Annotated in this window: 22 protein-coding genes; 3 read left to right on the top strand and 19 right to left on the bottom strand. The window is 69.2% G+C overall.

All coding sequences use genetic code 11. The features are described 5' to 3' along the window. The 18 genes from AB4079_RS04980 to AB4079_RS04895 all read right to left on the bottom strand — a co-directional run bounded on the left by AB4079_RS04980 (nt 1) and on the right by AB4079_RS04895 (nt 16254). Nucleotides 1-960: an aspartate carbamoyltransferase catalytic subunit gene (locus AB4079_RS04980; protein WP_441786180.1), complete on the bottom strand. Its 960-nt coding sequence runs from the start codon at nt 958-960 to the stop codon at nt 1-3. After that, on the bottom strand, nt 957-1538 hold the full coding sequence (pyrR, locus tag AB4079_RS04975) for a bifunctional pyr operon transcriptional regulator/uracil phosphoribosyltransferase PyrR (RefSeq protein WP_441786179.1): 582 nt from the start codon (nt 1536-1538) through the stop codon (nt 957-959). Before pyrR ends, AB4079_RS04980 begins: the two co-directional genes overlap by 4 nt. 318 nt (nt 1539-1856) lie before the next feature. After that, nucleotides 1857-2570: a DsbA family protein gene (locus tag AB4079_RS04970; RefSeq protein ID WP_441786178.1), complete on the bottom strand. Its 714-nt coding sequence runs from the start codon at nt 2568-2570 to the stop codon at nt 1857-1859. Continuing rightward, nucleotides 2567-2983 (bottom strand): transcription antitermination factor NusB, encoded by a 417-nt coding sequence (nusB, locus tag AB4079_RS04965; protein WP_441786177.1) that lies wholly within the window; start codon nt 2981-2983, stop codon nt 2567-2569. Before nusB ends, AB4079_RS04970 begins: the two co-directional genes overlap by 4 nt. Continuing rightward, nucleotides 2984-3544, bottom strand: a complete 561-nt coding sequence (gene efp / locus AB4079_RS04960) for an elongation factor P (RefSeq protein ID WP_441786176.1) — start codon at nt 3542-3544, stop codon at nt 2984-2986. Nucleotides 3545-3648: 104 nt separating this feature from the next. Beyond that, nucleotides 3649-4086 carry a type II 3-dehydroquinate dehydratase gene (locus tag AB4079_RS04955; RefSeq protein WP_441786175.1) on the bottom strand — a complete coding sequence of 146 codons (438 nt, stop codon included), beginning with the start codon at nt 4084-4086 and terminating at the stop codon, nt 3649-3651. Nucleotide 4087: 1 nt separating this feature from the next. Beyond that, on the bottom strand, nt 4088-4471 hold the full coding sequence (locus AB4079_RS04950) for a hypothetical protein (RefSeq protein WP_441786174.1): 384 nt from the start codon (nt 4469-4471) through the stop codon (nt 4088-4090). After that, on the bottom strand, nt 4468-5547 hold the full coding sequence (gene aroB / locus AB4079_RS04945; protein ID WP_441786173.1) for a 3-dehydroquinate synthase: 1080 nt from the start codon (nt 5545-5547) through the stop codon (nt 4468-4470). The genes AB4079_RS04950 and aroB overlap by 4 nt, the downstream gene beginning before the upstream one ends. Then, nucleotides 5544-6083 carry a shikimate kinase gene (locus AB4079_RS04940; RefSeq protein WP_441786172.1) on the bottom strand — a complete coding sequence of 180 codons (540 nt, stop codon included), beginning with the start codon at nt 6081-6083 and terminating at the stop codon, nt 5544-5546. The genes aroB and AB4079_RS04940 overlap by 4 nt, the downstream gene beginning before the upstream one ends. A gap of 7 nt (nt 6084-6090) precedes the next feature. Beyond that, nucleotides 6091-7299: a chorismate synthase gene (aroC, locus tag AB4079_RS04935; protein WP_441786171.1), complete on the bottom strand. Its 1209-nt coding sequence runs from the start codon at nt 7297-7299 to the stop codon at nt 6091-6093. 74 nt (nt 7300-7373) lie between these two features. Continuing rightward, nucleotides 7374-8591, bottom strand: coding sequence for a shikimate dehydrogenase (locus tag AB4079_RS04930; protein ID WP_441786170.1), 1218 nt, complete (start codon nt 8589-8591; stop codon nt 7374-7376). Next, on the bottom strand, nt 8584-10149 hold the full coding sequence (mltG, locus tag AB4079_RS04925) for an endolytic transglycosylase MltG (RefSeq protein WP_441786169.1): 1566 nt from the start codon (nt 10147-10149) through the stop codon (nt 8584-8586). The genes AB4079_RS04930 and mltG overlap by 8 nt, the downstream gene beginning before the upstream one ends. Before the next feature lies 1 nt (nt 10150). Further along, the gene (ruvX, locus tag AB4079_RS04920) at nt 10151-10618 is read right to left on the bottom strand and encodes a Holliday junction resolvase RuvX (RefSeq protein WP_441786168.1); all 468 of its coding nucleotides are present in this window, start codon (nt 10616-10618) and stop codon (nt 10151-10153) included. Between the two features lie 6 nt (nt 10619-10624). Next, nucleotides 10625-13282 carry an alanine--tRNA ligase gene (gene alaS / locus AB4079_RS04915; RefSeq protein WP_441786167.1) on the bottom strand — a complete coding sequence of 886 codons (2658 nt, stop codon included), beginning with the start codon at nt 13280-13282 and terminating at the stop codon, nt 10625-10627. 43 nt (nt 13283-13325) lie between these two features. Then, nucleotides 13326-13517, bottom strand: a complete 192-nt coding sequence (locus tag AB4079_RS04910; protein ID WP_441786166.1) for a hypothetical protein — start codon at nt 13515-13517, stop codon at nt 13326-13328. 59 nt (nt 13518-13576) lie between these two features. Continuing rightward, nucleotides 13577-13978, bottom strand: a complete 402-nt coding sequence (locus AB4079_RS04905) for a DUF948 domain-containing protein (protein ID WP_441786165.1) — start codon at nt 13976-13978, stop codon at nt 13577-13579. A gap of 126 nt (nt 13979-14104) precedes the next feature. Further along, nucleotides 14105-14728, bottom strand: coding sequence for a 30S ribosomal protein S4 (gene rpsD, locus AB4079_RS04900; protein ID WP_441786164.1), 624 nt, complete (start codon nt 14726-14728; stop codon nt 14105-14107). 185 nt (nt 14729-14913) lie between these two features. Continuing rightward, nucleotides 14914-16254, bottom strand: a complete 1341-nt coding sequence (locus tag AB4079_RS04895) for a replication-associated recombination protein A (protein ID WP_441786163.1) — start codon at nt 16252-16254, stop codon at nt 14914-14916. A gap of 159 nt (nt 16255-16413) precedes the next feature. On the opposite strand from AB4079_RS04895, the gene AB4079_RS04890 reads away from it, so the two are divergent. From AB4079_RS04890 to AB4079_RS04880, 3 genes are all read left to right on the top strand, one after another. Beyond that, nucleotides 16414-17199, top strand: a complete 786-nt coding sequence (locus AB4079_RS04890; protein ID WP_441786162.1) for a peptidylprolyl isomerase — start codon at nt 16414-16416, stop codon at nt 17197-17199. 77 nt (nt 17200-17276) lie between these two features. Further along, entirely contained in the window at nt 17277-18506 is a 1230-nt protein-coding gene (locus AB4079_RS04885; RefSeq protein ID WP_441786161.1) for a DUF349 domain-containing protein, read from the top strand. Between the two features lie 112 nt (nt 18507-18618). Beyond that, nucleotides 18619-19224: a type IV toxin-antitoxin system AbiEi family antitoxin gene (locus AB4079_RS04880; protein WP_441786160.1), complete on the top strand. Its 606-nt coding sequence runs from the start codon at nt 18619-18621 to the stop codon at nt 19222-19224. Here the strand turns inward: AB4079_RS04880 and AB4079_RS04875 are convergent. After that, complete coding sequence (locus AB4079_RS04875) at nt 19203-21449, bottom strand: RelA/SpoT family protein (RefSeq protein WP_441786159.1); 2247 nt, start codon at nt 21447-21449, stop codon at nt 19203-19205. The two genes, AB4079_RS04880 and AB4079_RS04875, sit on opposite strands and share 22 nt — an antisense overlap. Between the last annotated feature and the right edge of the window lie 10 nt (nt 21450-21459).

Genomic DNA, 21459 nt, shown 5'->3' with positions numbered 1-21459 from the left:
TCACCTCATCACCTGCTCACGACCGCCACCCGACAGCAGCAGGTAGAGGGCAGCCATCCGTACGGAGACACCGTTCGCGACCTGCTCCCGGACCGTGGAGCGCGGGGAGTCCGCGGCCGCGGCCGAGATCTCCAGCCCGCGGTTCATCGGCCCAGGGTGCATCACAATGCTATCGGCCTTCACACGCGCCAACCGCTCCTCGTCGAGCCCCCAGCGCCGTGCGTATTCGCGTGTGGTCGGGAAGAACGCCGCGTTCATCCGCTCGGCTTGGATGCGCAGCATCATCACGACGTCCGGCCCGGCGGCGATCGCGTCGTCCAGGTCGTAACCCACCTCGACCGGCCAGCCGGACACATCCACCGGCAGCAGCGTCGGCGGGGCGACCAGGGTGACGTGCGCGCCAAGGGTTTGCAACAGCCAGACGTTGGAGCGGGCCACCCGGGAGTGCAGGATGTCGCCGACGATCGCGACCCCCACCCCGTCGAGGTCCCGCCCGCGGGACGCGGAGCCGTGTAGACGGCGCCGCATGGTGAACGCGTCGAGAAGCGCCTGCGTCGGGTGCTCGTGCGTGCCGTCGCCGGCGTTCAGGATGCCCGCGTCGATCCACCCGCTCGCCGCCAGCGTGTGCGGGGCGCCGGACGAGCCGTGCCGGATGACCACCGCATCCGCGCCCATCGCCTGCAACGTCTGCGCGGTGTCCTTCAGGCTCTCGCCCTTGGAGACGCTGGAACCCTTCGCAGAGAAGTTGATGACGTCGGCCGACAGCCGCTTCGCGGCCGCCTCGAACGAGATGCGGGTGCGGGTGGAATCCTCGAAGAAGAGGTTCACGACGGTCTTGCCGCGCAGCGTCGGCAGCTTCTTGACCTCGCGCTCCTGAACATCCGCCATGTCCTCCGCGACGTCGAGCAGCTGGATGGCCTCATCGCGCGGCAGGTCGCGGGTCGACAGCAGGTGCCTCATGCGGTCACCCCGGCCGCGTGCTCGTCGGTGGTGGCGGCCTCGTCGATGGTCACCGACTCCTCGCCGTCCACCTCGGTGAGCCGCACGAAGATCCGCTCGGACGCCGCCGACGGCAGGTTCTTGCCCACGAAGTCGGCCCGGATGGGCAGCTCGCGGTGGCCGCGATCGACCAGCACCGCGAGTCGCACCGCGCGCGGTCGGCCCAGGTCGCTGAGGGCGTCGAGCGCGGCCCGGATGGTGCGGCCCGAGAAGAGCACGTCATCCACCAGCACAACGGTCTTACCGTCGATCGGGCCAGGCAGCGAGGTCGGCTGGGGGGTGCGGGTGGGATGCCGCGACAGGTCGTCGCGGTACATCGTCACGTCCAGCGAGCCCACGATGTCGGCAGGCGACGCGACCGCCGCCGGCTCGATGCGCTGGATGCTTTCGGCGATCCTCCGCGCGAGCACCACGCCGCGGGTCGGGATCCCGAGGATCACCAGATCGTCCGTTCCCCGGTTGGACTCCAGGATCTCGTGGGAGATCCGAGTCAACGCCCGGGCGATGTCAGCCTGCTGCAGCACGGTTCGCGCTGTCATGCCGACCTCCTTCCCCGCCTCACAGGACGGCTGTTAAAGGATGCCTAATCACCTCAACCCTAGCAGGACCTCGCCCGCGTCGCCGAGCCGACCCCGCTCCCCGGCGCGGCCGACGGAGGAGTTTGCCGCCGGACTCGGTCAAGACTCCTCCGCTGGCCGCCGTCGTGACCTCGCCAGCCCTGAGTTCCTCCGTTTTCCTCACGGAGGCCAAAGGAGGAGATTCGGGCCGGGCACCCCCTGAAAAACTGGAAACGGAGGAGTTCGTGGCCCGTCGGGCCGGGAACTCCTCCGTTGTCCGCCGCAGGACTGCGGACGGGCTCAGTGGTCGGCGAGGAACTCGGCGAACGCCTTCTTGTCGCTCACGCCGCCGGGGTACTGCTTGCCGTTCACGAGGACCGTCGGAGTGCCCTTGATCGTGTCGAGCGCCTTCTTGCCGTCGACGGTGATCGGGCCCTTCTTCGAGTTCGCCGTGTTGGCCTGAGCCCACGCCTGGTACGGCCCGCTGTCGGCGAGGCAGGACGAAATGTTCCCCGCGCCCGCGTCGCTCGCGCGTTTGGCGAGCTCCTTGTCGGTGAGCCCGTCGGAGTTCTCCTCCGGCTGGTGGGTGAACAGCGCCTGGTAGAACGGCAGCACGCCGTTCCGGTCCGTCACCGCGACACAGGTCAGCGCTGCGGCCGCGCGCGTCGAGTACCCGGTGCCATTGGAGGCGGCGTCGAGGAACGTCAGTGGGTGCAGCCGCAGGGTGATGGACCCGTCGTCGACCGCCCCAGCGATGGTCGCGCCGTTCGCCTGCTCGAACGCGCCGCACACCGGGCACATCGCGTCGAACCAGATGTCGACCTTCTTCGCGCCGGAGCCGACCGTGATGAAACCGCCGTCGAAGTCGACAGCGCCGTCGGTGCCTTTCGGGGGCGCATCCGTCGCCACCGGGACGTTGGATGCTCCGCCCAGCAGCGAGCAGGCCGCCACGCTGGTCACCACGCCGATGGCCAGGACGGCCGCCGCTGCGGCACGGCGCAGCCGGCCGGTCACGCGGTCCTGCTCTGCGCGATCTTGGCGAGCAGCCCGTTCACGAAGCCGGCGGAGTCGTCGGTCGAGAGCACGGTCGCCGCCTCGACGGCCTCCGAGATCGCGACGCCCTCCGGCACCTCGTCATTGAAGAGCACCTCCCAGACGCCGATGCGCAGGATCGCGCGGTCGACTGCGGGCATGCGGGCCAGCGTCCAGCCCTGGGCGTACGTCTCGATCTGCTCGTCGATCTCGTCCTGGTGCTCGATCACGCCGTCGAGGATCTCGCGGGCGTACAGCCACGACGCCTCACGTGAGGGCTGACTCGCCGCCCGCTCGGCCTCGGTCGCGAGCGCCTGCCGGAGCGGTGTCTGCCGCAGATCGGCGCTGTAGAGCACATCGAGCGCGCGCTTGCGCGCCTTCGTCCGAGCGCTCATTTAGTTGACGCGGCCGAGGTAGTCGCCCGTGCGGGTGTCGACCTTGACCTTCGTGCCGGTCTCGAGGAACAGCGGGACCTGGATCTGGTAGCCCGTCTCGACCGTCGCCGGCTTGGTGCCGCCGGTGGAGCGGTCCCCCTGCAGGCCCGGCTCGGTGTAGGTGATCTCGAGCACGACGGATGCCGGGAGCTCGACGTAGAGCGGCGATCCCTCGTGCAGCGCGACCGTGACGTTCTGGTTCTCGAGCATGAAGTTGGCGGAGTCGCCGACGACCGGGCCCGGGATGGTGATCTGGTCGTAGTCGGACGTGTCCATGAAGACGAAGTCGGCGCCGTCCTGGTACAGGTACTGGTAGTCGCGGCGGTCGACGTTGGTGATCTCGATCTTGGCGCCCGCGTTGTACGTGCGGTCGACCGTCTTGCCGGTCGTGACATTCTTCAGCTTGGTGCGGACGAACGCGCCGCCCTTGCCCGGCTTGACGTGCTGGAACTCGATCACGCTCCAGAGCTGCCCGTCGATGCTGAGGACGACGCCGTTCTTGATGTCAGCGGTTGAAGCCAAGGGGATGTTCCGTTCGTTCGGTGTGAAGATGCGGGTGGTCGCCGCGCTCCTTCAGAGGCGGCCCACGGCGGGACGCGCGCAGCGGCCCCACAAGATTCTAGACGTCAGCGCCCGTTTCGGCGAATGATCGCGAGGGCCAGCCGGTACGACTCGAAGCCGAACCCGGCGATCACGCCGGTCGCCACCGCACTGATGACGCTGGTGTGCCGGAACTCCTCCCGGGCGTGCGGATTCGACAGGTGCACTTCGATCACGGTGCCCCCCGCCTTTGTGACGAGCGACACCGCATCCCGCAGCGCGAACGAGTAGTGCGTCCAGGCGCCGGCGTTCAGGATGACGGGCGCGCCCGAGTCGGCGGCCTCGTGCAGCCAGCGCAGCAGCTGCCCCTCGTCGTCGGTCTGCCGGAGGTCGATCGCGTCGCCTGCCGCGTCCTCCTGCAGGAGGGCGCGGAGGTCGTCGAGCGTTCCCGAGCCGTAGACGTCGGGCTCACGCGTGCCGAGGCGGCCCAGGTTGGGTCCGTTGAGCACCAGGATGTCGGTCATGTCACTCCTCCCCGTCCTTCAGCGGGCGGACCCGCACGGCCGACCAGACGTCGTCGACCGCGATGTTGCTCACGGCACGCCAGCCGAACGCCCGAGCCTCCGCCGCGACGACGTCACGGTTGACATCCGCACGGCCGCCCTTCGGGTACACGACCCAGACGGCGCGGGCGTCCGCCGCGACCGGCAGCTGCTCCGCGTAGCGGGCGAGCAGTTCACCGCGCGACCGCACGACGGTCCCGACGATGGCCGCCGACGCGACGCCCGCCTCCGTCGTCCCATCCGGCAGCGGGCCGAGCAGTGCACGATCGTCGTGGCTGGCGGCGATCAGCGCGATGCCGTCACCGGCCTTCGCCTGGAACCGCTGAAGCACCGTTTTGGCCGTCACGAACCCACCTCCTGGTATGCGGCGAACAGCAGGCTCTGGTCCGGGCCGGCCAGCACGGTCGGCCGGGCCACGTCGTCGAGCACGATGAAGCGCAGCATACTGCCCCGCGCCTTCTTGTCGCGCTGCATGGTCGCCAGGAGAGTCTGCCAGCGGCCGAGCGGATACGTCACCGGCAGGGTCAGCGACTCCAGGATGCGACGGTGCCGGTCCACCACCTCGTCGCCCAGTCGGCCGCTCAGCCGCGCCAGTTCGGCGGCGAAGACCATCCCGACCGAGACCGCAGCGCCGTGCCGCCACTGGTAGCGCTCCGCATGCTCGATGGCGTGCCCGAGGGTGTGGCCGTAATTGAGGATCTCGCGCAGGCCCTGCTCGGTGAAGTCCTCCCCCACGACGCGCGCCTTGATGCCGATGGACAGCTCCACCAGCCGGCGGAACTCCGGCGACTCCGGGTCGGTCGCCCGCTCGACATCCGCCTCCAGGATGCTCAGGATCTCCGGTTCCGCGATGAAGCCGTACTTGACGACCTCGGCGAAACCGGCGAGCAGCTCGTTGCGCGGAAGCGAGGTGAGGGTGTCGAGATCGCAGATCACCGCAGCGGGCGCATAGAACGCACCGACGAGGTTCTTGCCCTCGGCCGTGTTGATCCCGGTCTTTCCACCGACCGCCGCATCCACCATCCCGAGCAGCGTGGTCGGCACCTGGATCAGCTTCACCCCGCGCAGCCAGGTGGCGGCCACGAACCCGGCGAGGTCGGTGACCGCGCCGCCGCCGAAACCGATCACCGCGTCGGACCGGGTGAAGTCGGCCTGGCCCATGATCTGCCAGAGGAACGACGCGACCTCGACGCGCTTCGCCGCCTCCGCGTCCGGGATCTCGGCCAGCAGCACCTCGTACCGGTCGACCAGCGACTCGCGCAGTTCGGCTGCCGCGGCGCCCAATGTCGGCGGGTGTACGACGAGCACCTTGCTCACACCGGTGCCCAGCTGCGGGCCGATGTCGTAGCGCAGGCCGCGTCCGATGAGGACGGGGTAGGGCTCGGTGCCCGAGACGAGGATCTCGGTGGGTGCGTCGGTCATGCGTGTCCTTCCGTATCCGCGGCCCAGGCGGCGATCTCCGCGACGATGGTGTCGATGGGGCGGGACGACGTGTCCGCGGTGTAGTCGGCCAGCGATCGGTAGAGGTCTATCCGGGAGGCGACGAGCCGCTTCCACGAGTCCAGGTCCGTGATCAGCGGGCGCTTTCCGTTGGTGATGCGCTTGGCGATCGCCTCCGGGCGGACGGTCAGCAGGACGACCCGCACGTCGGCCAGGTCTGACTGCGTGGCCGGGTCGAGCACCGCTCCCCCGCCGAGCGAGACCACACCGGGCCGGCCCAGCGCCTCCGCGACGGCGACCCGCTCCAGCTCGCGGAAGTAGGGCTCGCCGTGGCTCGCGAAGAGCTCCGGGATCGGACCGTGCCCGGCGACGACGACCGCATCGGTGTCGACGAACGGGAGGTGGAGCCGCTTCGCCAGCCGCTTGCCGACGCGCGACTTGCCCGCGGCCGGCGGACCGATCAGAGCGATGGTGGTGCGGGATGCGGTGTTCGAGGCTGCTGTCTTTCGGGAGGTCATAGCGCGCTCAGGCGTACGGAGCGCTCGTGCGCTCCGTGGTGAGGTTCTGCGGGATGCTGTCGAGGTAGCCGCGCAGGTTGCGTGCGGTCTCGGCAACGGAGTCGCCGCCGAACTTCTCCAGCACCGAGTTCGCCAGCACCAGGGCCACCATTGCCTCTGCGACGACGCCCGCGGCGGGCACGGCGCAGACGTCGGACCGCTGGTGGTGGGCCGCAGCGGCCTCGCTGGTGGACACATCCACGGTCCGCAGCGCGTGCGGCACGGTCGCGATCGGCTTCATCCCGGCCCGGACGCGCAGCACGCCGCCGGTGCTCATGCCGCCCTCAGTACCGCCCGCCTTGTCGCTGGTGCGGACGATGGTGCCGTCCTCGGCGAGGAGCTCGTCGTGCGCCTCCGACCCGCGTCGGGTCGTGGTGAGGAAGCCGTCTCCGACCTCCACGCCCTTGATCGCCTGGATGCCCATCAGGGCGGCGGCGAGCTGCGCGTCGAGCTTGCGATCCCAGTGGACGTGCGAGCCGAGCCCCGGCGGGAGGCCGTAGGCGAGCACCTCGACGACCCCGCCGAGCGTGTCGCCGTCCTTGTGGGCGGCGTCGATCTCCGCCACCATCCGCTCCGAGGTCGCCGCGTCGAAGCAGCGCAGTGGGTCGCCGTCGAGCGTGTCGACATCGGACGGACGCGGCAGCGGGGCGTCCTCCGGCACCCGGACGGGGCCGATCGAGAGCGTGTGGCTGACCAGGGTGACGCCGAGCTCGTTGAGGAACGACTTGGCGATCGCCCCGAGAGCGACGCGTGCGGCGGTCTCGCGGGCGCTGGCGCGCTCCAGCACCGGACGGGCCTCGTCGAAGCCGTACTTCTGCATCCCGACCAGGTCGGCGTGCCCGGGACGCGGACGCGTCAGCGGTGCGCCGCGACCGGAGTCGAGGATGGCCGGGTCGACCGGCTCGGGGCTCATCACATCCACCCACTTCGGCCACTCGGTGTTGCCGATGCGCAGGGCGACCGGGCTGCCGAGGCTGAAGCCATGACGCACGCCGCCGGAGATGTCCAGCGCGTCCTGCTCGAACTTCATGCGCGCACCGCGCCCATAGCCGAGCTTGCGCCGGGCCAGATCGGCGCGGATGGCGTCCAGCGACACCGGGACCCCGGCGGGGAGTCCCTCCAGGACGGCGATGAGTTCGGGGCCGTGGGATTCCCCGGCCGTGAGCCAACGAAGCATTCTTCGATTCTGGCACAGCGCGATGAGCCGCCCGCGCGCGGTGGCCCTCTGTGACGCGCCGCTGAAGGGTCTGCTCAGTCCTCCAGCGGAGCGCCCTGCTCGTCGATTCCGACCGCCTCCAGCATGGCCGCCAGAACACTCTGCTCGTCCTGGAGCGGTTGGAGCGGGTCGCCCGAGACGAAGATGCGCACCTGAAGCAGCGCCTGGTGCGCCAGCATCGCGAGACCGGAGACGACGCGACCGTCGACGGCCTCCCACTGGCGCGCCAGCGGCGTCGGCCACGGCTCGTAGGCCACGTCGAGGAGCATCGAGCGGCGGCGCGTGGAGTCGGTGTACACCGCCTCCGTCGCCGTGCCGCCCGGGAGGGTGCTGATGACGAGGTCGGGCACGTCGAGGGAGCGGTCCGCCTGCGCGAACGGACGGATGCGCGCCCGGAGGCCGAGCTCGTTGGCGAGGGGGTCGATCCAGGCGCTGCGTGCCACGTCGCGGACGTGCACGTCGACGCGCTCGGCGCCGAGCTCTGCCGCGGCGACGAGTGCGGACGCTGCAGTCGCTCCCCCGCCGAGGATGTGCACGTAACGCGTCTCGCCGAGACCCGCCGCCTGCACGGCACGGACGATGCCGGCAACGTCGGTGTTGAACCCGCGGAGATCCTCTCCGTCCAGCAGGACGGTGTTCGCGCCGCCGGTCTGGCCGGCGATGCGGTCCGTCTCCGCCAGCAGCGGGAGGACCGCCTTCTTGAGGGGCATCGTCAGGGAGAGGCCGCGCCACTCCGGGCCCAGGCCCTCGATGAAGTCCGGGAGTCCGTCTTCGGTCACATCCACGGCGTCGTACGACCAGTCCAGACCGAGCGCGTCGTAGGCGGCGCGGTGCAGCTGGGGCGACCGGGAGTGCCCGATCGGCGAGCCCAGCACCGCGAGGCGACGGCTGGCGGCCTTCGCCTTACGCGGTTTCGCGGGCGACTTCGCTGCGGACTTCGCCGGCGCTGGGGCGGGGGCGGGCGCGGTCGCGGGCTCCTCGTCCAGTTCGTCGCGCTCTTCCCGCTCGACCGCCTCCTCCGCCTCGGCCACAGCGGCCTCCTCGGCCTGGGCCTGGCGCTCCGCCTCGACGAGTTCCGCGATCGCTGCCTCAGCCGACGCCTCCGGCAGCCCGTCCTCGACCGCCGGCTCACCGTCGGCCGGCTCGCCGTCGGCCACGTCACCGCCGTCCGTTGCTTCCGTCAGATCGCCGTCCTCGAGGACGGCCGGCTCCGCCAGGTCTTCGTCGCGCGGTCGGTCATTCGTGTCATCCAAAGCCAGGGTTGTCCTTCATCCATTGCTGCCACTTCTCCACCGCGGCATCGTGCTCGGCCTGGGTGGTGGAGAAGATCGTCTCTCCGGTCTGGAGGTTCCAGGTGACGAAGTACATCCAGCTCCCGTCGGCGGGATGCTGTACCGCGTTGATCGCCAGGTCGCCCGGGTTGGAGATCGGACCGACCGGCAGGCCGGAGTGCGCGTACGTGTTGTACGGGTTGCTCGCGTCCTCACGCTCAGCGTCCGTCGTCGTCACGCGGTCGGTGTGGCCGGTGCCGTACGCCACTGTCGCGTCCGACTGGAGGTCCCAGCCCTGCGCGAGACGGTTCAGGAACACGCGGGCGACCTTGGGGTAGTCGTCCTTGAGGCCGGCCTCGCGCTGCACGACCGACGCCAGCACGACCGTGTTCCAGCGGTTCTCGGGAGCGACGCCCGCCGCGTCCAGCGACTGGTACATCCGGTCGACCATCGTCTTGATGGCCTGCTGCGCCGTCGTGCCCGGCGCGAACGTGTAGGTCGCCGGGAAGAGGAAGCCTTCGAGCGACTTCGCTTCCGCCGGCAGCCCGTACGCCGCGGGGTTCGCCGCGGCGGACTGCAGGTCGGCGAGCGGGATCTTCGTGTCGTCGGCGACCGTCTGCAGGATGTCCTTCTCAGCCGTCCCCTCGGGGATGACGGCCGTGTTCTGCACCCGGGAGCCCGGGTCCTCCAGGGAGGCCAGGGCGGCGGCCGCGCTCATCTGCTTGGCGAGCTTGAACACACCGGGCTGGAACTGGACCTCCGGCTTCTGACGCAGGAGCAGCGAATAGAAGGCGTCGTAGGTCTTCACAACGCCGGACTTCGCCAGGTTCTTCGCGATCGTAGAGCCGTCGTCGCCCGATTTGATGGTGAACATGACCTCACCACTGCCGCTGCCCTTGTAGTCGTTCGCCGGCGGGAACAGCGCGTTCTGCACCTTGACGATCTGCGGTTGGAAGATGGCGTACGCGCCGCCCCCGAGGCCGCCCAGGATGCCGAGGATCACGACGGTGACGATGAGCCGCCTCACCCAGCGGCGCTTCTTCGGCGGCTCGTCGTGCGATACGTAGTTCTGCTGCCTCCAGATGAGCGGATGCCCGTCCAGCGCGGTGTCGTCTTCGGTGTCCTCGAGCACTCCGAACACAGTACGCGCAGGATGGTCGTGGTGCGAGGGCGACTGCTCCTCGGCCCCGTGACGGACGGCGGCACCCACCGGCTGCGGCTCTTCGACCTGCGCGATCGGACCGGTGATGACGGCATCGAAGTCCAGCCCGGCCAGCGCAGCACGGTCGGACGGCGACTCCATCGTCGGTATCGGGGACGAGATCGGCGACTGCGGCTGCTGCTCCGCCTGCTGCTGCTGGGCCTGCTGCTGCTGGGCCTGCTGCTGCGCCTCGCGCGCGGCTCGGGCCTCGCGACGCGTCATCGGCGGTCGCCCCGCTCCCGAGGCCGAGTCCGTCGCGGGCGCCTGCTCGGGCGTCGGCGGCCGGTTCACGGCCGGGAAAGCGGGCGGCTCCGGCCGCTCCTGGGGGTTCTGAGACAAGCTACTGTCCAATGCTCGTTTCGACGGTGTCACCCGGCGGACGGCCTGTGGCTCGTTCCGCGTCGAGGGCGTGCTGCAAAATTATCGTGGCCGCCACCTGATCCACCACGGGACGCGCCTTCTTCGTGTTCCTGCCCGACGCGCGGAGCGCGTTCGTCGCCGACACGGTCGACAGACGTTCGTCGACGAGTCGAACGGGGACGCCCGCCTCCGCGGCCAGCGCCTCGGCGAAACCGACCGCGTCCGCCGTAGAGGCGGTGTGCGCGCCCGAGAGTGCGAGGGGCAGCCCGACGATAACCTCAAAGGCTCCGAGTTCCCCGACGATCTCGACGATCCTCCGGCGATCCGCAGCATCTTTGGAGCGCGCGACGGTCTCGACGGGGGTGGCCAGCATCCCGTGGAGGTCGGACCGGCTCACGCCGATCCGCACCTTCCCGACGTCGACGCCGACCCGCACTCCGTTGCGCACCCGGTGCTATCCGATCGCCGACACGACCGCGCTCAACGCCGCCGGAATCGCGTCAGCGTCCGTGCCGCCGCCCTGCGCCAGGTCGGCTTTGCCGCCGCCTCCGCCGCCGAGAATGCCGGCCGCAGTCTTGGCGAGCGCGCCCGCGTTGACCCCGGCGTCGCGCGCCGCCTGGTTGGTGGCGACGATGACGACCGGCTTCCCGCCCGCGCGGGCCGCCAGGGCCACGGCCGAAGCATCCGAGCCCAGCCGCTCCCGGACCGTCGTCGCCAGCAGTCGCAGGTCGTCCGCGGTGTTCAGCGCCCCCGCATCCTCGGCGACGACCATGACAGAACCGCGACGGCTGGCGGACTGCACCAGCGCAGGGACCTTGTCGAGCACGGCCCGGGCCTCGAACGCCTGGATGCGCTTCTCAGCGGCCTTGAGGTTCGCCATCAGGTCGGCGATCTTCTCCGGCAGTTGCTCGCGCGGCGTCTTCAGCGAGCCCGACAGCTGCGACACGATCGTCCGCTCCACCGCGAGGTCCTTGAACGCCTCCAAGCCGACCAGCGACTCGACACGGCGGTTCGTCGAACCGACCGACGACTCACTGACCAGGTTGATCATCCCGATCTCCGCACTCGTCGCGACGTGCGTGCCGGCGCAGAGTTCGCGCGACCAGGGTCCGCCGATGTCGACGACGCGCACGACGTCGCCGTACTTCTCGCCGAACAGTGCCATGGCGCCCAGCGACTTGGCCTCGGCGAGCGGCAGCTCGCGCGTGGTGACCTCGAGGTTCTGGCGGATGGCGCTGTTCGAGATCTCCTCGATCTCGCTCCGCGTCTCGGCCGACAGCGCCTGGTTCCACGAGAAGTCGAGGCGCAGGTAGCCGGCCTTGTTGTACGAACCGGACTGGTGCGCGTTCGAGCCGAGCACCTGACGCAGAGCCGCGTGGATGATGTGCGTGCCGGAGTGCGCCTGTCGCGCCCCGCGACGGTAGTCCGCGTCCACGATGCTGGTCGCGGGCGCCCCGACGCCGACATCGCCGCTGCGGACCAGGATCTTGTGGCTGATCAGGCCCTTGACGGGCTTCTGCACGTCGAGCACCTCGAGCTCGTAGCCCGGCCCAACGATGGTTCCGGCGTCAGCATCCTGACCGCCCGACTCGGCGTAGAGTGCGGTCGCGCCGAGGATGATCTCCGCGACCTGGCCCTCGTGCGCCCGGTCGACCGAGCGGCCGTCGACGATGAGGCCGAGCACGCTCGACTCCGTCTCCAGTTCCGTGTAGCCGGTGAAAACCGTCTCACCGAGCGAGCGGAACGAGCTGTAGACCGACAGGTCGGCCAGCGCGGTCTTCTTCGCCTTCGCGTCCGCCTTGGCCCGGGAGCGCTGGTCGGACATCAGCTTGTCGAACGCGGAACGGTCGACGCTGAGTCCCGCCTCCTCCGCCATCTCGAGCGTGAGGTCGATCGGGAAGCCGTAGGTGTCGTGCAGCAGGAAGGCCGTGTCGCCCGCGAGCTGCTTCCGGCCCTCCTTCTGCGTCGTCACGACCGCGGTGTCGAGGATGCTCGTCCCCGCCGCGAGGGTGCGCAGGAACGTCTCCTCCTCCGCATACGCCAGCTGGGAGATCCGGTCGAACTCGGTGCCGACCTCCGGGTACGCCGCCTTCATCGCGTCGCGCGAAGCCGGGAACAGCTCAGGGAAGGTCGCCGTCTCGACCCCGAGCAGGCGCATCGCGCGCACGGTGCGACGAAGCAGCCGCCGGAGCACGTAGCCGCGGCCCTCGTTCGATGGTGTGACGCCGTCGGCCATCAGCATGAGGGCACTGCGGACGTGGTCCGCGACCACCCGGAGACGTACGTCGTCTTCGTGCGCCTCGTTGCCGTACGGCTTGCGCGCGAGCGCGGCAGCACGGTCGAGCACCGGACGCACCTGGTCGATCTCGTACATGTTGTCGACGCCCTGCTTGATGAAGGCGACGCGCTCCAGCCCCAGACCCGTGTCGATGTTCTTCTTCGGCAGGTCGCCGAGGATCTCGAAGTCTTTCTTGCCGTCGCCCTCGCCACGGAGGTACTGCATGAAGACCAGGTTCCAGATCTCGACGTAGCGGTCGTCATCCGTCGCCGGACCGCCGTCGATGCCGTACGCCGGACCGCGGTCGAAGAAGATCTCCGAGCAGGGGCCCGCGGGTCCGGGCTGGCCGGTGGACCAGTAGTTGGTCTCCTTGCCGAGGTCCTGGATGCGCTCCGGCGGGAGGGTCGACACACGCTGCCAGATCTCGCGCGCCTCGTCGTCCTCCTCGTACACCGTGACCCACAGGTCCTTCGGGTCGAAGCCGAGTCCGCCGTCGTCCTCCGAGGTGGTCAGCAGGTCCCACGCGAACGTGATGGCCTGCTCCTTGAAGTAGTCGCCGAACGAGAAGTTGCCCGCCATCTGGAAGAACGTCCCATGGCGGGGGGTCTTACCCACCTCGTCGATGTCCAGCGTGCGGATGCACTTCTGCACACTCGTCGCGCGCGGGAACGGCGCCGGCACCACGCCCGTCAGGTACGGCACGAACGGCACCATTCCGGCCACCGTGAACAGCAGCGACGGGTCGTCGCTCACCAGCGAAGCGGAGGGGACGACGGTGTGGCCGCGCTGTGCGAAGAAGTCGAGCCAGCGGCGGTGGATTTCAGCGGTCTGCATGGGTTCCGGTCGATCGAAGTCGGAGTATGGGGAGGACGGGGCGTCAGTCGCCCTGGATGGCCGAACGGATCTCGGCCTCGCGCTGGCGGTAGCCGTCCGAGACGGCCTCGCCGAAATCGCGTGCCTTCTGGTCCATGCTGCTGAAGAATTCGCGACCCTTTTTGGTCTCGTTGACCTGGTGGGCGACGGCGAAGCCGACGGCGACACCGATGAGCAGCCACAGGAAACTCTTCATGCTGATCCTCCCTCTCTGGACGACGCCGCGCGCGGGCGCGCGACGCACGAGAACAAAGTCTAGTGGGAGTCGCTGCGACGCTTCCGGGAAGACGAGGCACCACGGGAGGCGAACCCGCCGGCGGCCGTGAAGGCGGCGCGGACGGCCGCACTGAATCCGGCCAGCTTGATCAGCGGACCGCCGACCGTGGCGGCGAACAGGGCCACCAGGGCGGAGACGTTGCCGGTCACATCCGCCACGTTCTTCGTGATGACGTCGACCCGGGCGAGCTGCTTGTTCGTCTCCTGCAGGGTCGTCGCCGTCTCGTCGAGGATCGGCGTGATGCCGTCGCTCGCCTCTTTGATCGCGGCGCGCGTCTGGTCGAGCACCCGCCCCAGTTTGATCAGCGGAATGGCGATGAAGCCGACGAGGACCGCGAACACGAGGGCCGCGATCAACCCTGCGATGTCTCCACCGGACATGTGGGCTCCTTCCATTCCGCCACGGGCATACCGGTCAAGCGTAGCCGTACGAACGGGCTGCGGGAACGCGGAACGGGGCCGCGGCGTGATGCCGCGACCCCGTTCCGGGAGTGAAGACGCTGTGCCTCAGCGGGCCGCGTAGTACTCGACGACCAACTGGACCTCGCAGGTCACGGGGACCTCGGCACGCTTCGGGCGGCGCACGAGGCGGGCCTGGAGCTTGTCGATCTCGACCTCGAGGTAGCCAGGGGTCTTCGGCAGGACGTCGAGGTGACCGCCGGCGGCCGCGACCTGGAAGGGCTCGGTGCCCTCCGAGCGGGCCTTGACGTGGATGAGCTGGCCCGGCTTGACGCGGAACGAGGGCCGGTCGACGAGCTGGCCGTCTACCAGGATGTGGCGGTGCACGACGAACTGACGGGCCTGCGTGATGGTGCGGGCGAAGCCGGCACGGAGCACGAGGGCGTCGAGGCGCATCTCGAGGAGCTCGACCAGGTTCTCACCGGTCAGGCCCTTGGTGCGGCGGGCCTCTTCGAAGGCGATCTTGATCTGCTTCTCGCGGATGCCGTACTGGGCGCGCAGACGCTGCTTCTCGCGCAGACGCACCGCGTAGTCGGAGTCGGCCTTGCGCTTGGTGCGGCCGTGCTCACCCGGAGCGTAGGGGCGCTTCTCCATGTAGCGCGCCGCCTTCGGGGTGAGCGGGATGCCCAGGGCCCGCGACTCGCGGGTCTTGCTGCGGGAACGTGAAGACACGGTTTCCTTTCGATTTCTCTCTGAAGTAGTGGATGCGGGCGCACATGCAGGTATAGACGCGTGCCCCGCAGAGAGAGGGATTGTCGCCAGGGACGCCCGGCTACAGGGCCAGTCCCGTCGAACTGTGTACGTGGCAGCCGCACCCCGGACACAGTTGTAGGCGGATCAATGATAGCAGAGCGCAGTCAGCGTCCGCGCACGATCCGGCGCAGCTTGGCGAGCCGCGCGGACACGTCGCGTTCGTTGCCGTGCTCTGTGGGCGTGTAGTAGGTCGTGCCGTTCAGCTCGTCGGGCAGGTACTGCTGTTCCAGCACCCCCAGCGCGTCGTCGTGCGGGTACTTGTAGCCCTTGCCATGACCGAGGCGTTTCGCACCGGAGTAGTGGGCGTCGCGCAGGTGCTTCGGCACCCGGCCGATCTTCCCGGCCCGCACGTCGGCGATGGCGGCGTCGAGCGCCAGATAGGAGGCGTTCGACTTGGGCGCCGTCGCCAAGTGCACCACAGCCTGCGCGAGCGGGATGCGCCCCTCCGGCATCCCGATCATCTGCACAGCGTCGGCGGCTGCGATCGCGATCACCAGAGCCTGCGGGTCGGCCATCCCGATGTCTTCCGACGCCAGAACGATGATCCGCCGTGCGATGAAGCGCGGGTCCTCCCCCGCCTCGATCATGCGCGCGAGGTAATGCAGGGAGGCGTCCACGTCGGAGCCCCTGACCGACTTGATGAACGCGCTGATCACGTCGTAGTGCTCGTCGCCGTTGCGGTCGTAGCGCAGCAGCGCGCGGTCGACGGCCTGAGCGACGAGCTCCGCCGTGATCACCGGCTTCTTCTTGGACGTGGCCGGCGTCGAGGACGCGGCGGTGACGGAAGCTGCCTCCAGCGCCGTGAGCGCACGTCGCGCGTCCCCCGACGCCAGGCGGATCATGGCGGCACGCGCCTCCGGCTCGAGGGTGTACTGGCCGCCCAGCCCGCGCTCGTCGGTCACGGCGCGGTCGATGACGACACCGAGGTCGTCGTCGCTCAGTGTCTCCAGCGTCAGCAGCAGGCTCCGGGAGAGCAGCGGAGAGATGACCGAGAACGACGGATTCTCGGTGGTCGCGGCCACCAGGATGACCCAGCCGTTCTCGACTCCCGGAAGCAGCGCATCCTGCTGCGCCTTGGTGAAACGGTGGATCTCGTCGAGGAAGAGGACCGTCGAGACGCCGTAGAGATCGCGGGTCGAGAGGGCCTCGTCCATCACGAGCCGGACATCCTTCACGCCGGCGGTCACCGCGGAGAGTTCGACGAAGCGGCGACCCGAGGAATGCGCGATCGCCTGCGCCAGCGTGGTCTTGCCCGTGCCGGGCGGACCCCACAGGATGACGGAGACAGAGCCGGACTGCCCCTCTTTGTCGGAGGCGAGAGCCACCAACGGCGAGCCGGGCTTCAGGAGGTGGCGCTGACCGGCGACCTCGTCGAGCGACTTCGGGCGCATGCGCACCGCGAGAGGAGTCGCTCCGGTGCGGAGCCCAGGTTGCACATCGACCACTCGTCAAGAGTAGTCGCCGCCACCGACACTGCCCCCGGGGAAGGCGCGCGCCCGATGACGGCGAGTTGGTCCTCCATAGGTCGGCCGGATAGGGTTCTCCATGATCCAGCGGGCGAGGCCTCGCGGACATCCCCCGTACGGACCGCCGGAGGACTTGACGTGGCACCGAAGCAGAACGACCGCGAAGCGCGACAGGCGCGGGAACGGCTCCGCGCCTACCAGGCGCGCCAGACCGTCCACGAGCACAAGGTCAAGCGCCGCAAGCGTGACAACTGGGTGGCCGGAATCGCGGCTGTGGTGATCGTCGCTCTCGCGGTCGGCACCCAGCTCCTCTACTTCTCGGCGGGACCGGGAATGGCCAAGGCGTCCTCCTCTGCGTCGCCGTCCGCCGCACCCACCGCCTCGCCGTCGGCCGGCGCCGTGCCGTCCAAGACGCTCGCCGAGGACCGCACCTGGACCGGCACGATGACCATCAACGGCATCCCGCTCGGAATCTCCCTCGACGGCGCCGCCGCCCCGCAGGCGGTCTCGTCGACCGTCTCGCTCGTCCAAAAGAAGTTCTACGACGGGCTCACCTGCCACCGCCTCACGAACGGCGGCTTCTACGTGCTGCAGTGCGGCGATCCGGAGGGCACCGGCGCCGGCGGACCCGGGTACTCCTACGGCCCGATCGAGAACGCACCGACGGACAACGTCTACAAGGCGGGCACGATCGCCATGGCGCGTCAGAGCAACAACGCCAGCAGCCAGGGCAGCCAGTTCTTCATCGTCTACGAGGACACCACCATCCCGGCGGACCCGGCCGGCGGCTACACCGTCATCGGGCAGGTGACCTCGGGCCTCGATCAGCTCAAGGCGCAGGTCACCGACAAGGGTGTCCAGGGCGGCACGACCGACGGGAAGCCCACGGTGCCGACCACCATCGACACCTTCACCCTGCAGTGATCCCGGCACGTGCAATAGGCTGAAACCCAACGTGGGGCGGCATCCCGCCCGCATCGCGCAGCAGCAAGGTGAGGCTCTTGGCTACTTCTGAACAGCACCCCTGGGGTCGGGTCGACGACACCGGGACCGTGTACGTCCGTGAGGGCGACGGCGAACGCGTCGTCGGCGAGTACCCCGACGGTACGGCGGAGGAGGCGCTCGCATACTTCGAGCGCAAGTACACCGACCTCGCCGGCCAGGTCGGGTTGCTCGAGCAGCGCGCCCGTCGGGGCGCTCCGGCCGCCGACATCGCCAAGTCCGTCGCGAACCTGCGGAAGTCCGTCGAGGGCGCCAACGCGGTCGGCGACCTCGCCTCGCTCCAAGTACGGCTGGATGCGCTGGGCGGCACCGTCGAAGAGCTGACCGAGCAGCAGACCGCCGAGGCCAAGGCCGCGGTGGAGGCGGCGATCGCCGAGCGCACCGCCATCGTCGACGAGGCGGAGGCCCTCGCCGCGCAGGACCCCGCACGCACGCAGTGGAAGACGACGAGCACCGCCCTGGACGAGCTCTTCGCCCGCTGGCAGGCGCACCAGCACGACGGCCCGCGCCTGCCCAAGAACGAGGCGAACGAGCTGTGGAAGCGGTTCCGTGCCGCGCGTGCGACCATCGAGCACAACCGCAAGGCGTTCTTCGCCGAGCTCGACACGCAGCACCGCGACGTGCGCAACCGCAAGAACGCGCTGATCGAGGAAGCCGAGAAGCTCATCCCCCTCGGCGCGGACGGTGTGCCGGAGTACCGCCGACTGCTCGACCAGTGGAAGGCCGCCGGTCGGGCGGGCAAGAAGAACGACGACGCCCTGTGGGCGCGCTTCAAGGCCGCCGGCGACGCGATCTACTCGGCCAAAGCCGAGGTGGACGCGCGCGACAGCGCCGAGTACGACGACAACCTCCAGCTCAAGCTCGCCCTTCTCGAAAAGGCTGAGCCGCTGCTGAAAGCGACCGACCGTGAGACCGCCCGCGCCCAGCTGCTCTCCATCCAGGAGCGGTGGGACCAGATCGGCAAGGTTCCACGCGATCAGGTCCGCCCGATCGAAGACCGCCTCCGCCGTATCGAAGCGGCGGTCCGCCGTCTCGACGAGGAGCACTGGGAGAAGAACAACCCGGAGAAGAAGGCGCGCTCGGAGGGACTGGCCAGTCAGCTCAACGCGGCGATCGCCAAGCTCGAGCAGGAGCTTGCCGACGCGCAGGCGACCGGCGACAGCTCCAAGGTGAAGGCTGCGCAGGAGGCGCTGGACGCCCGCAAGATCTGGCTCGACGCGCTGGGCTGACGTCGCGGGCATTTTGTCGGGCTGATCCGTCCACAACCCGGCTGACCGACGAGTTCTCCACTGTTTTGGTTCCTCCGAACCTTTGACGGGTGCGCCCGACGAGGCTGGAGGCATGACCTCGATATCGCCTCCTCTGCTCGATGCGAGCGTGCTTCCCATGGTGGAGCTGCTCGCCCTCTGCCTCGACGGCCACCTGTACCGGGTGGGCGACGCCTTCGCCACGGTGGAAACACCTGACGGTCCGGAGCTGCGCGCGCACGCGTTCGCCCTGTCCGCGCCGGGGTGGACCGTCGCTGACCGCGGCTCGGCCGCCTGGATCCACGGCACCCGAGCGTCCCCGCCACCCGTTCCGCAGGTCTGCGTGCCGCCGAACCGGCGAGGTCGTGTCTCCTCCCCCATGGTCGACGCCTGTCACCGCATTCTGAAACCGGAGGAGGCGGTCCTCCTGGGCCCGACACGGGTGACGACACCCCTCCGAACCGCCGTCGACCTCGCCAGCATGCCCGGCCGGTTCGACTCTGCCAACGCGCTGGAGGTGCGGCATCTGCTCGCCCTGGCCGGCGTCACTCCGGCGGAGTTCGACCAGCGGCTACGAGCGAGCCGCCGGATGGGATGCGCGCTGGCGCGCAGTCGCGTGCCCGCGGTCGCCCGCGCCACGCTGCCGTCGCCGGGTCAGCCGCCGGGTCGGCCGCCGGCTCAGCCGCCGCTGACGCGGTAGACGTCGTAGACGCCGTCGATGCGGCGCACGGCGTTGAGAACGCGGTCGAGGTGGGTGGTGTCGCCCATCTCGAAGACGAAGCGACTCAAGGCCAGCCGGTCGTTCGAGGTCGTGACCGTAGCGGAGAGGATGTTCACATGGTGCTCGGACAGCACCCGCGTCACATCACTGAGGAGGCCGGAGCGGTCGAGCGCCTCCACCTGGATCTGCACGAGGAAGATGCTCTTCGAACTCGGGGCCCACTCCACCTCGATCATCCGTTCGGGCTCCTGCAGAAGCGACTGCACGTTGTGGCAGTTCGCCTGGTGCACGGAGACACCTTGCCCGCGGGTGATGAAGCCGACGATCGGGTCGCCGGGAACGGGAGTGCAGCACTTGGCCAGCTTGACCAGGATGTCCGGGGCTCCGCGAACGAGGACGCCGGAGTCGCTGTTGCGCAGCTGGCGTCGACCCTTGACCGGGATGTCCAGCTCGCCGTCCGACTCGACGTCGGTCTGCAGCGACGCGACGATCTTCTCGATCATCGACTGCGTGGAGACGTGGCCCTCACCGATGGCCGCATAGAGCGCCGAGACGTCCGGGTACTTGAGCGAGGAGGCGACCTCGACGAGGGCATCCTGCGTCATCAGCTTCTGCAGAGGCAGGTTCTGCTTACGCATCGCGCGAGCGATGGCGTCCTTGCCCTGCTCGATCGCCTCGTCGCGACGCTCCTTCGTGAACCACTGACGGATCTTGTTCCGCGCCCGGGGGCTCTTGACGAAGTTCAGCCAGTCCTGGCTCGGTCCGGAGTCCGGGTTCTTCGAGGTGAAGATCTCCACCACATCGCCCGTGTTGAGGCTGCTCTCCAGCGGAACGAGACGCCCGTTGACCTTCGCGCCCATGGTGCGGTGGCCGACCTCCGTGTGCACGGCGTAGGCGAAGTCGACCGGGGTCGCCCCCGCCGGGAGGCCGATGACGCGACCCTTCGGCGTGAACACGTAGACCTCTTTGGCGCCGATCTCGAAGCGCAGGGAGTCGAGGAACTCACTCGGGTCGGCGGTCTCCGCCTGCCAGTCCGAGATGTGCGCGAGCCAGGCCAGGTCGGTGTCATTCCGCCCGGGTGCGCCCGCGCTCTTACCGGTCGTCTGCTCCTTGTACTTCCAGTGCGCAGCGACACCGAACTCGGCCCGCTGGTGCATCTCTTCCGTACGGATCTGGATCTCGACGGGGCGACCCTGCGGGCCGATCACAGTGGTGTGCAGCGACTGGTACAGGTTGAACTTCGGCGTCGCGATGTAGTCCTTGAACCGGCCGGGCATCGGCGTCCAGCGCGCGTGGATCTGGCCGAGCACGGCGTAACAGTCGCGCACAGTGTTCACGAGCACGCGGATGCCGACGAGGTCGTAGATGTCGTCGAACTCGCGGCCCCGCACCACCATCTTCTGGTAGATCGAGTAGTACTGTTTCGGCCGGCCGACGACCTTGCCGCGGATCTTCGCGGACTTCAGATCGTCGTTGATGGCATCGATGACGTGCTGCACCAGACGCTCGCGCTCCGGCGTCCGCTGCTTCACAAGGCTCTCGATCTCGGCGTACAGCTTCGGATACAGGACTGCGAACGAGAGGTCCTCCAGCTCCCACTTGATCGCCTGGATGCCGAGGCGGTGCGCCAGCGGCGCGTAGATCTCGAGGGTCTCTGTCGCCTTGCGTGTGGCCGACGCGGCCGGCACGAAACCCCAGGTCCGAGCGTTGTGCAGGCGGTCAGCGAGCTTGATGATGAGCACGCGGATGTCTTTCGACATCGCGACGATCATCTTGCGCACGGTCTCCGCTTGCGCACTGTCGCCGTACTTGACCTTGTCGAGCTTGGTGACACCGTCGACGAGCATCGCGATCTCGTCGCCGAACTGGTCGCGCAACTCGTCCAGCGTGTACTCGGTGTCCTCCACCGTGTCGTGCAGCAGCGCCGCGGCGATCGTCTTCGCCCCGATGCCGAGGTCCGCGATGATCTGCGCCACGGCGACCGGATGCGTGATGTACGGCTCGCCCGAGCGGCGCTTCTGGCCGCGGTGGGCCTGCTCGGCGACGGTGTACGCGCGCTCGATCAGCGACAGGTCGGCCTTCGGGTGGTGCGTCCGCACCGTGCGCATGAGGGTCTCGACCGCGCCGGAGGGCTGCGCCCGCGAGAAGATGCGCGGCACGAGACGGCGCAGGGATGCGCTCTGCGATGTCGTCGTGTCAACCATTCGCGCGCCT

It is taken from the genome of Leifsonia sp. 2MCAF36 (assembly GCF_052115525.1).
Lineage (GTDB): Bacteria > Actinomycetota > Actinomycetes > Actinomycetales > Microbacteriaceae > Leifsonia.
This window is presented reverse-complemented; position numbering and strand designations above follow the sequence as displayed.

Coding starts and splice junctions, on each gene's coding strand:
- AB4079_RS04980 (WP_441786180.1), bottom strand. CDS start 960: ATGAGGCACCTGCTGTCGACCCGCGACCTGCCGCGCGATGAGGCCATC.
- pyrR (WP_441786179.1), bottom strand. CDS start 1,538: ATGACAGCGCGAACCGTGCTGCAGCAGGCTGACATCGCCCGGGCGTTG.
- nusB (WP_441786177.1), bottom strand. CDS start 2,983: ATGAGCGCTCGGACGAAGGCGCGCAAGCGCGCGCTCGATGTGCTCTAC.
- AB4079_RS04955 (WP_441786175.1), bottom strand. CDS start 4,086: ATGACCGACATCCTGGTGCTCAACGGACCCAACCTGGGCCGCCTCGGC.
- aroB (WP_441786173.1), bottom strand. CDS start 5,547: ATGACCGACGCACCCACCGAGATCCTCGTCTCGGGCACCGAGCCCTAC.
- AB4079_RS04940 (WP_441786172.1), bottom strand. CDS start 6,083: ATGACCTCCCGAAAGACAGCAGCCTCGAACACCGCATCCCGCACCACC.
- aroC (WP_441786171.1), bottom strand. CDS start 7,299: ATGCTTCGTTGGCTCACGGCCGGGGAATCCCACGGCCCCGAACTCATC.
- alaS (WP_441786167.1), bottom strand. CDS start 13,282: ATGCAGACCGCTGAAATCCACCGCCGCTGGCTCGACTTCTTCGCACAG.
- AB4079_RS04910 (WP_441786166.1), bottom strand. CDS start 13,517: ATGAAGAGTTTCCTGTGGCTGCTCATCGGTGTCGCCGTCGGCTTCGCC.
- AB4079_RS04905 (WP_441786165.1), bottom strand. CDS start 13,978: ATGTCCGGTGGAGACATCGCAGGGTTGATCGCGGCCCTCGTGTTCGCG.
- AB4079_RS04880 (WP_441786160.1), top strand. CDS start 18,619: ATGACCTCGATATCGCCTCCTCTGCTCGATGCGAGCGTGCTTCCCATG.
- AB4079_RS04875 (WP_441786159.1), bottom strand. CDS start 21,449: ATGGTTGACACGACGACATCGCAGAGCGCATCCCTGCGCCGTCTCGTG.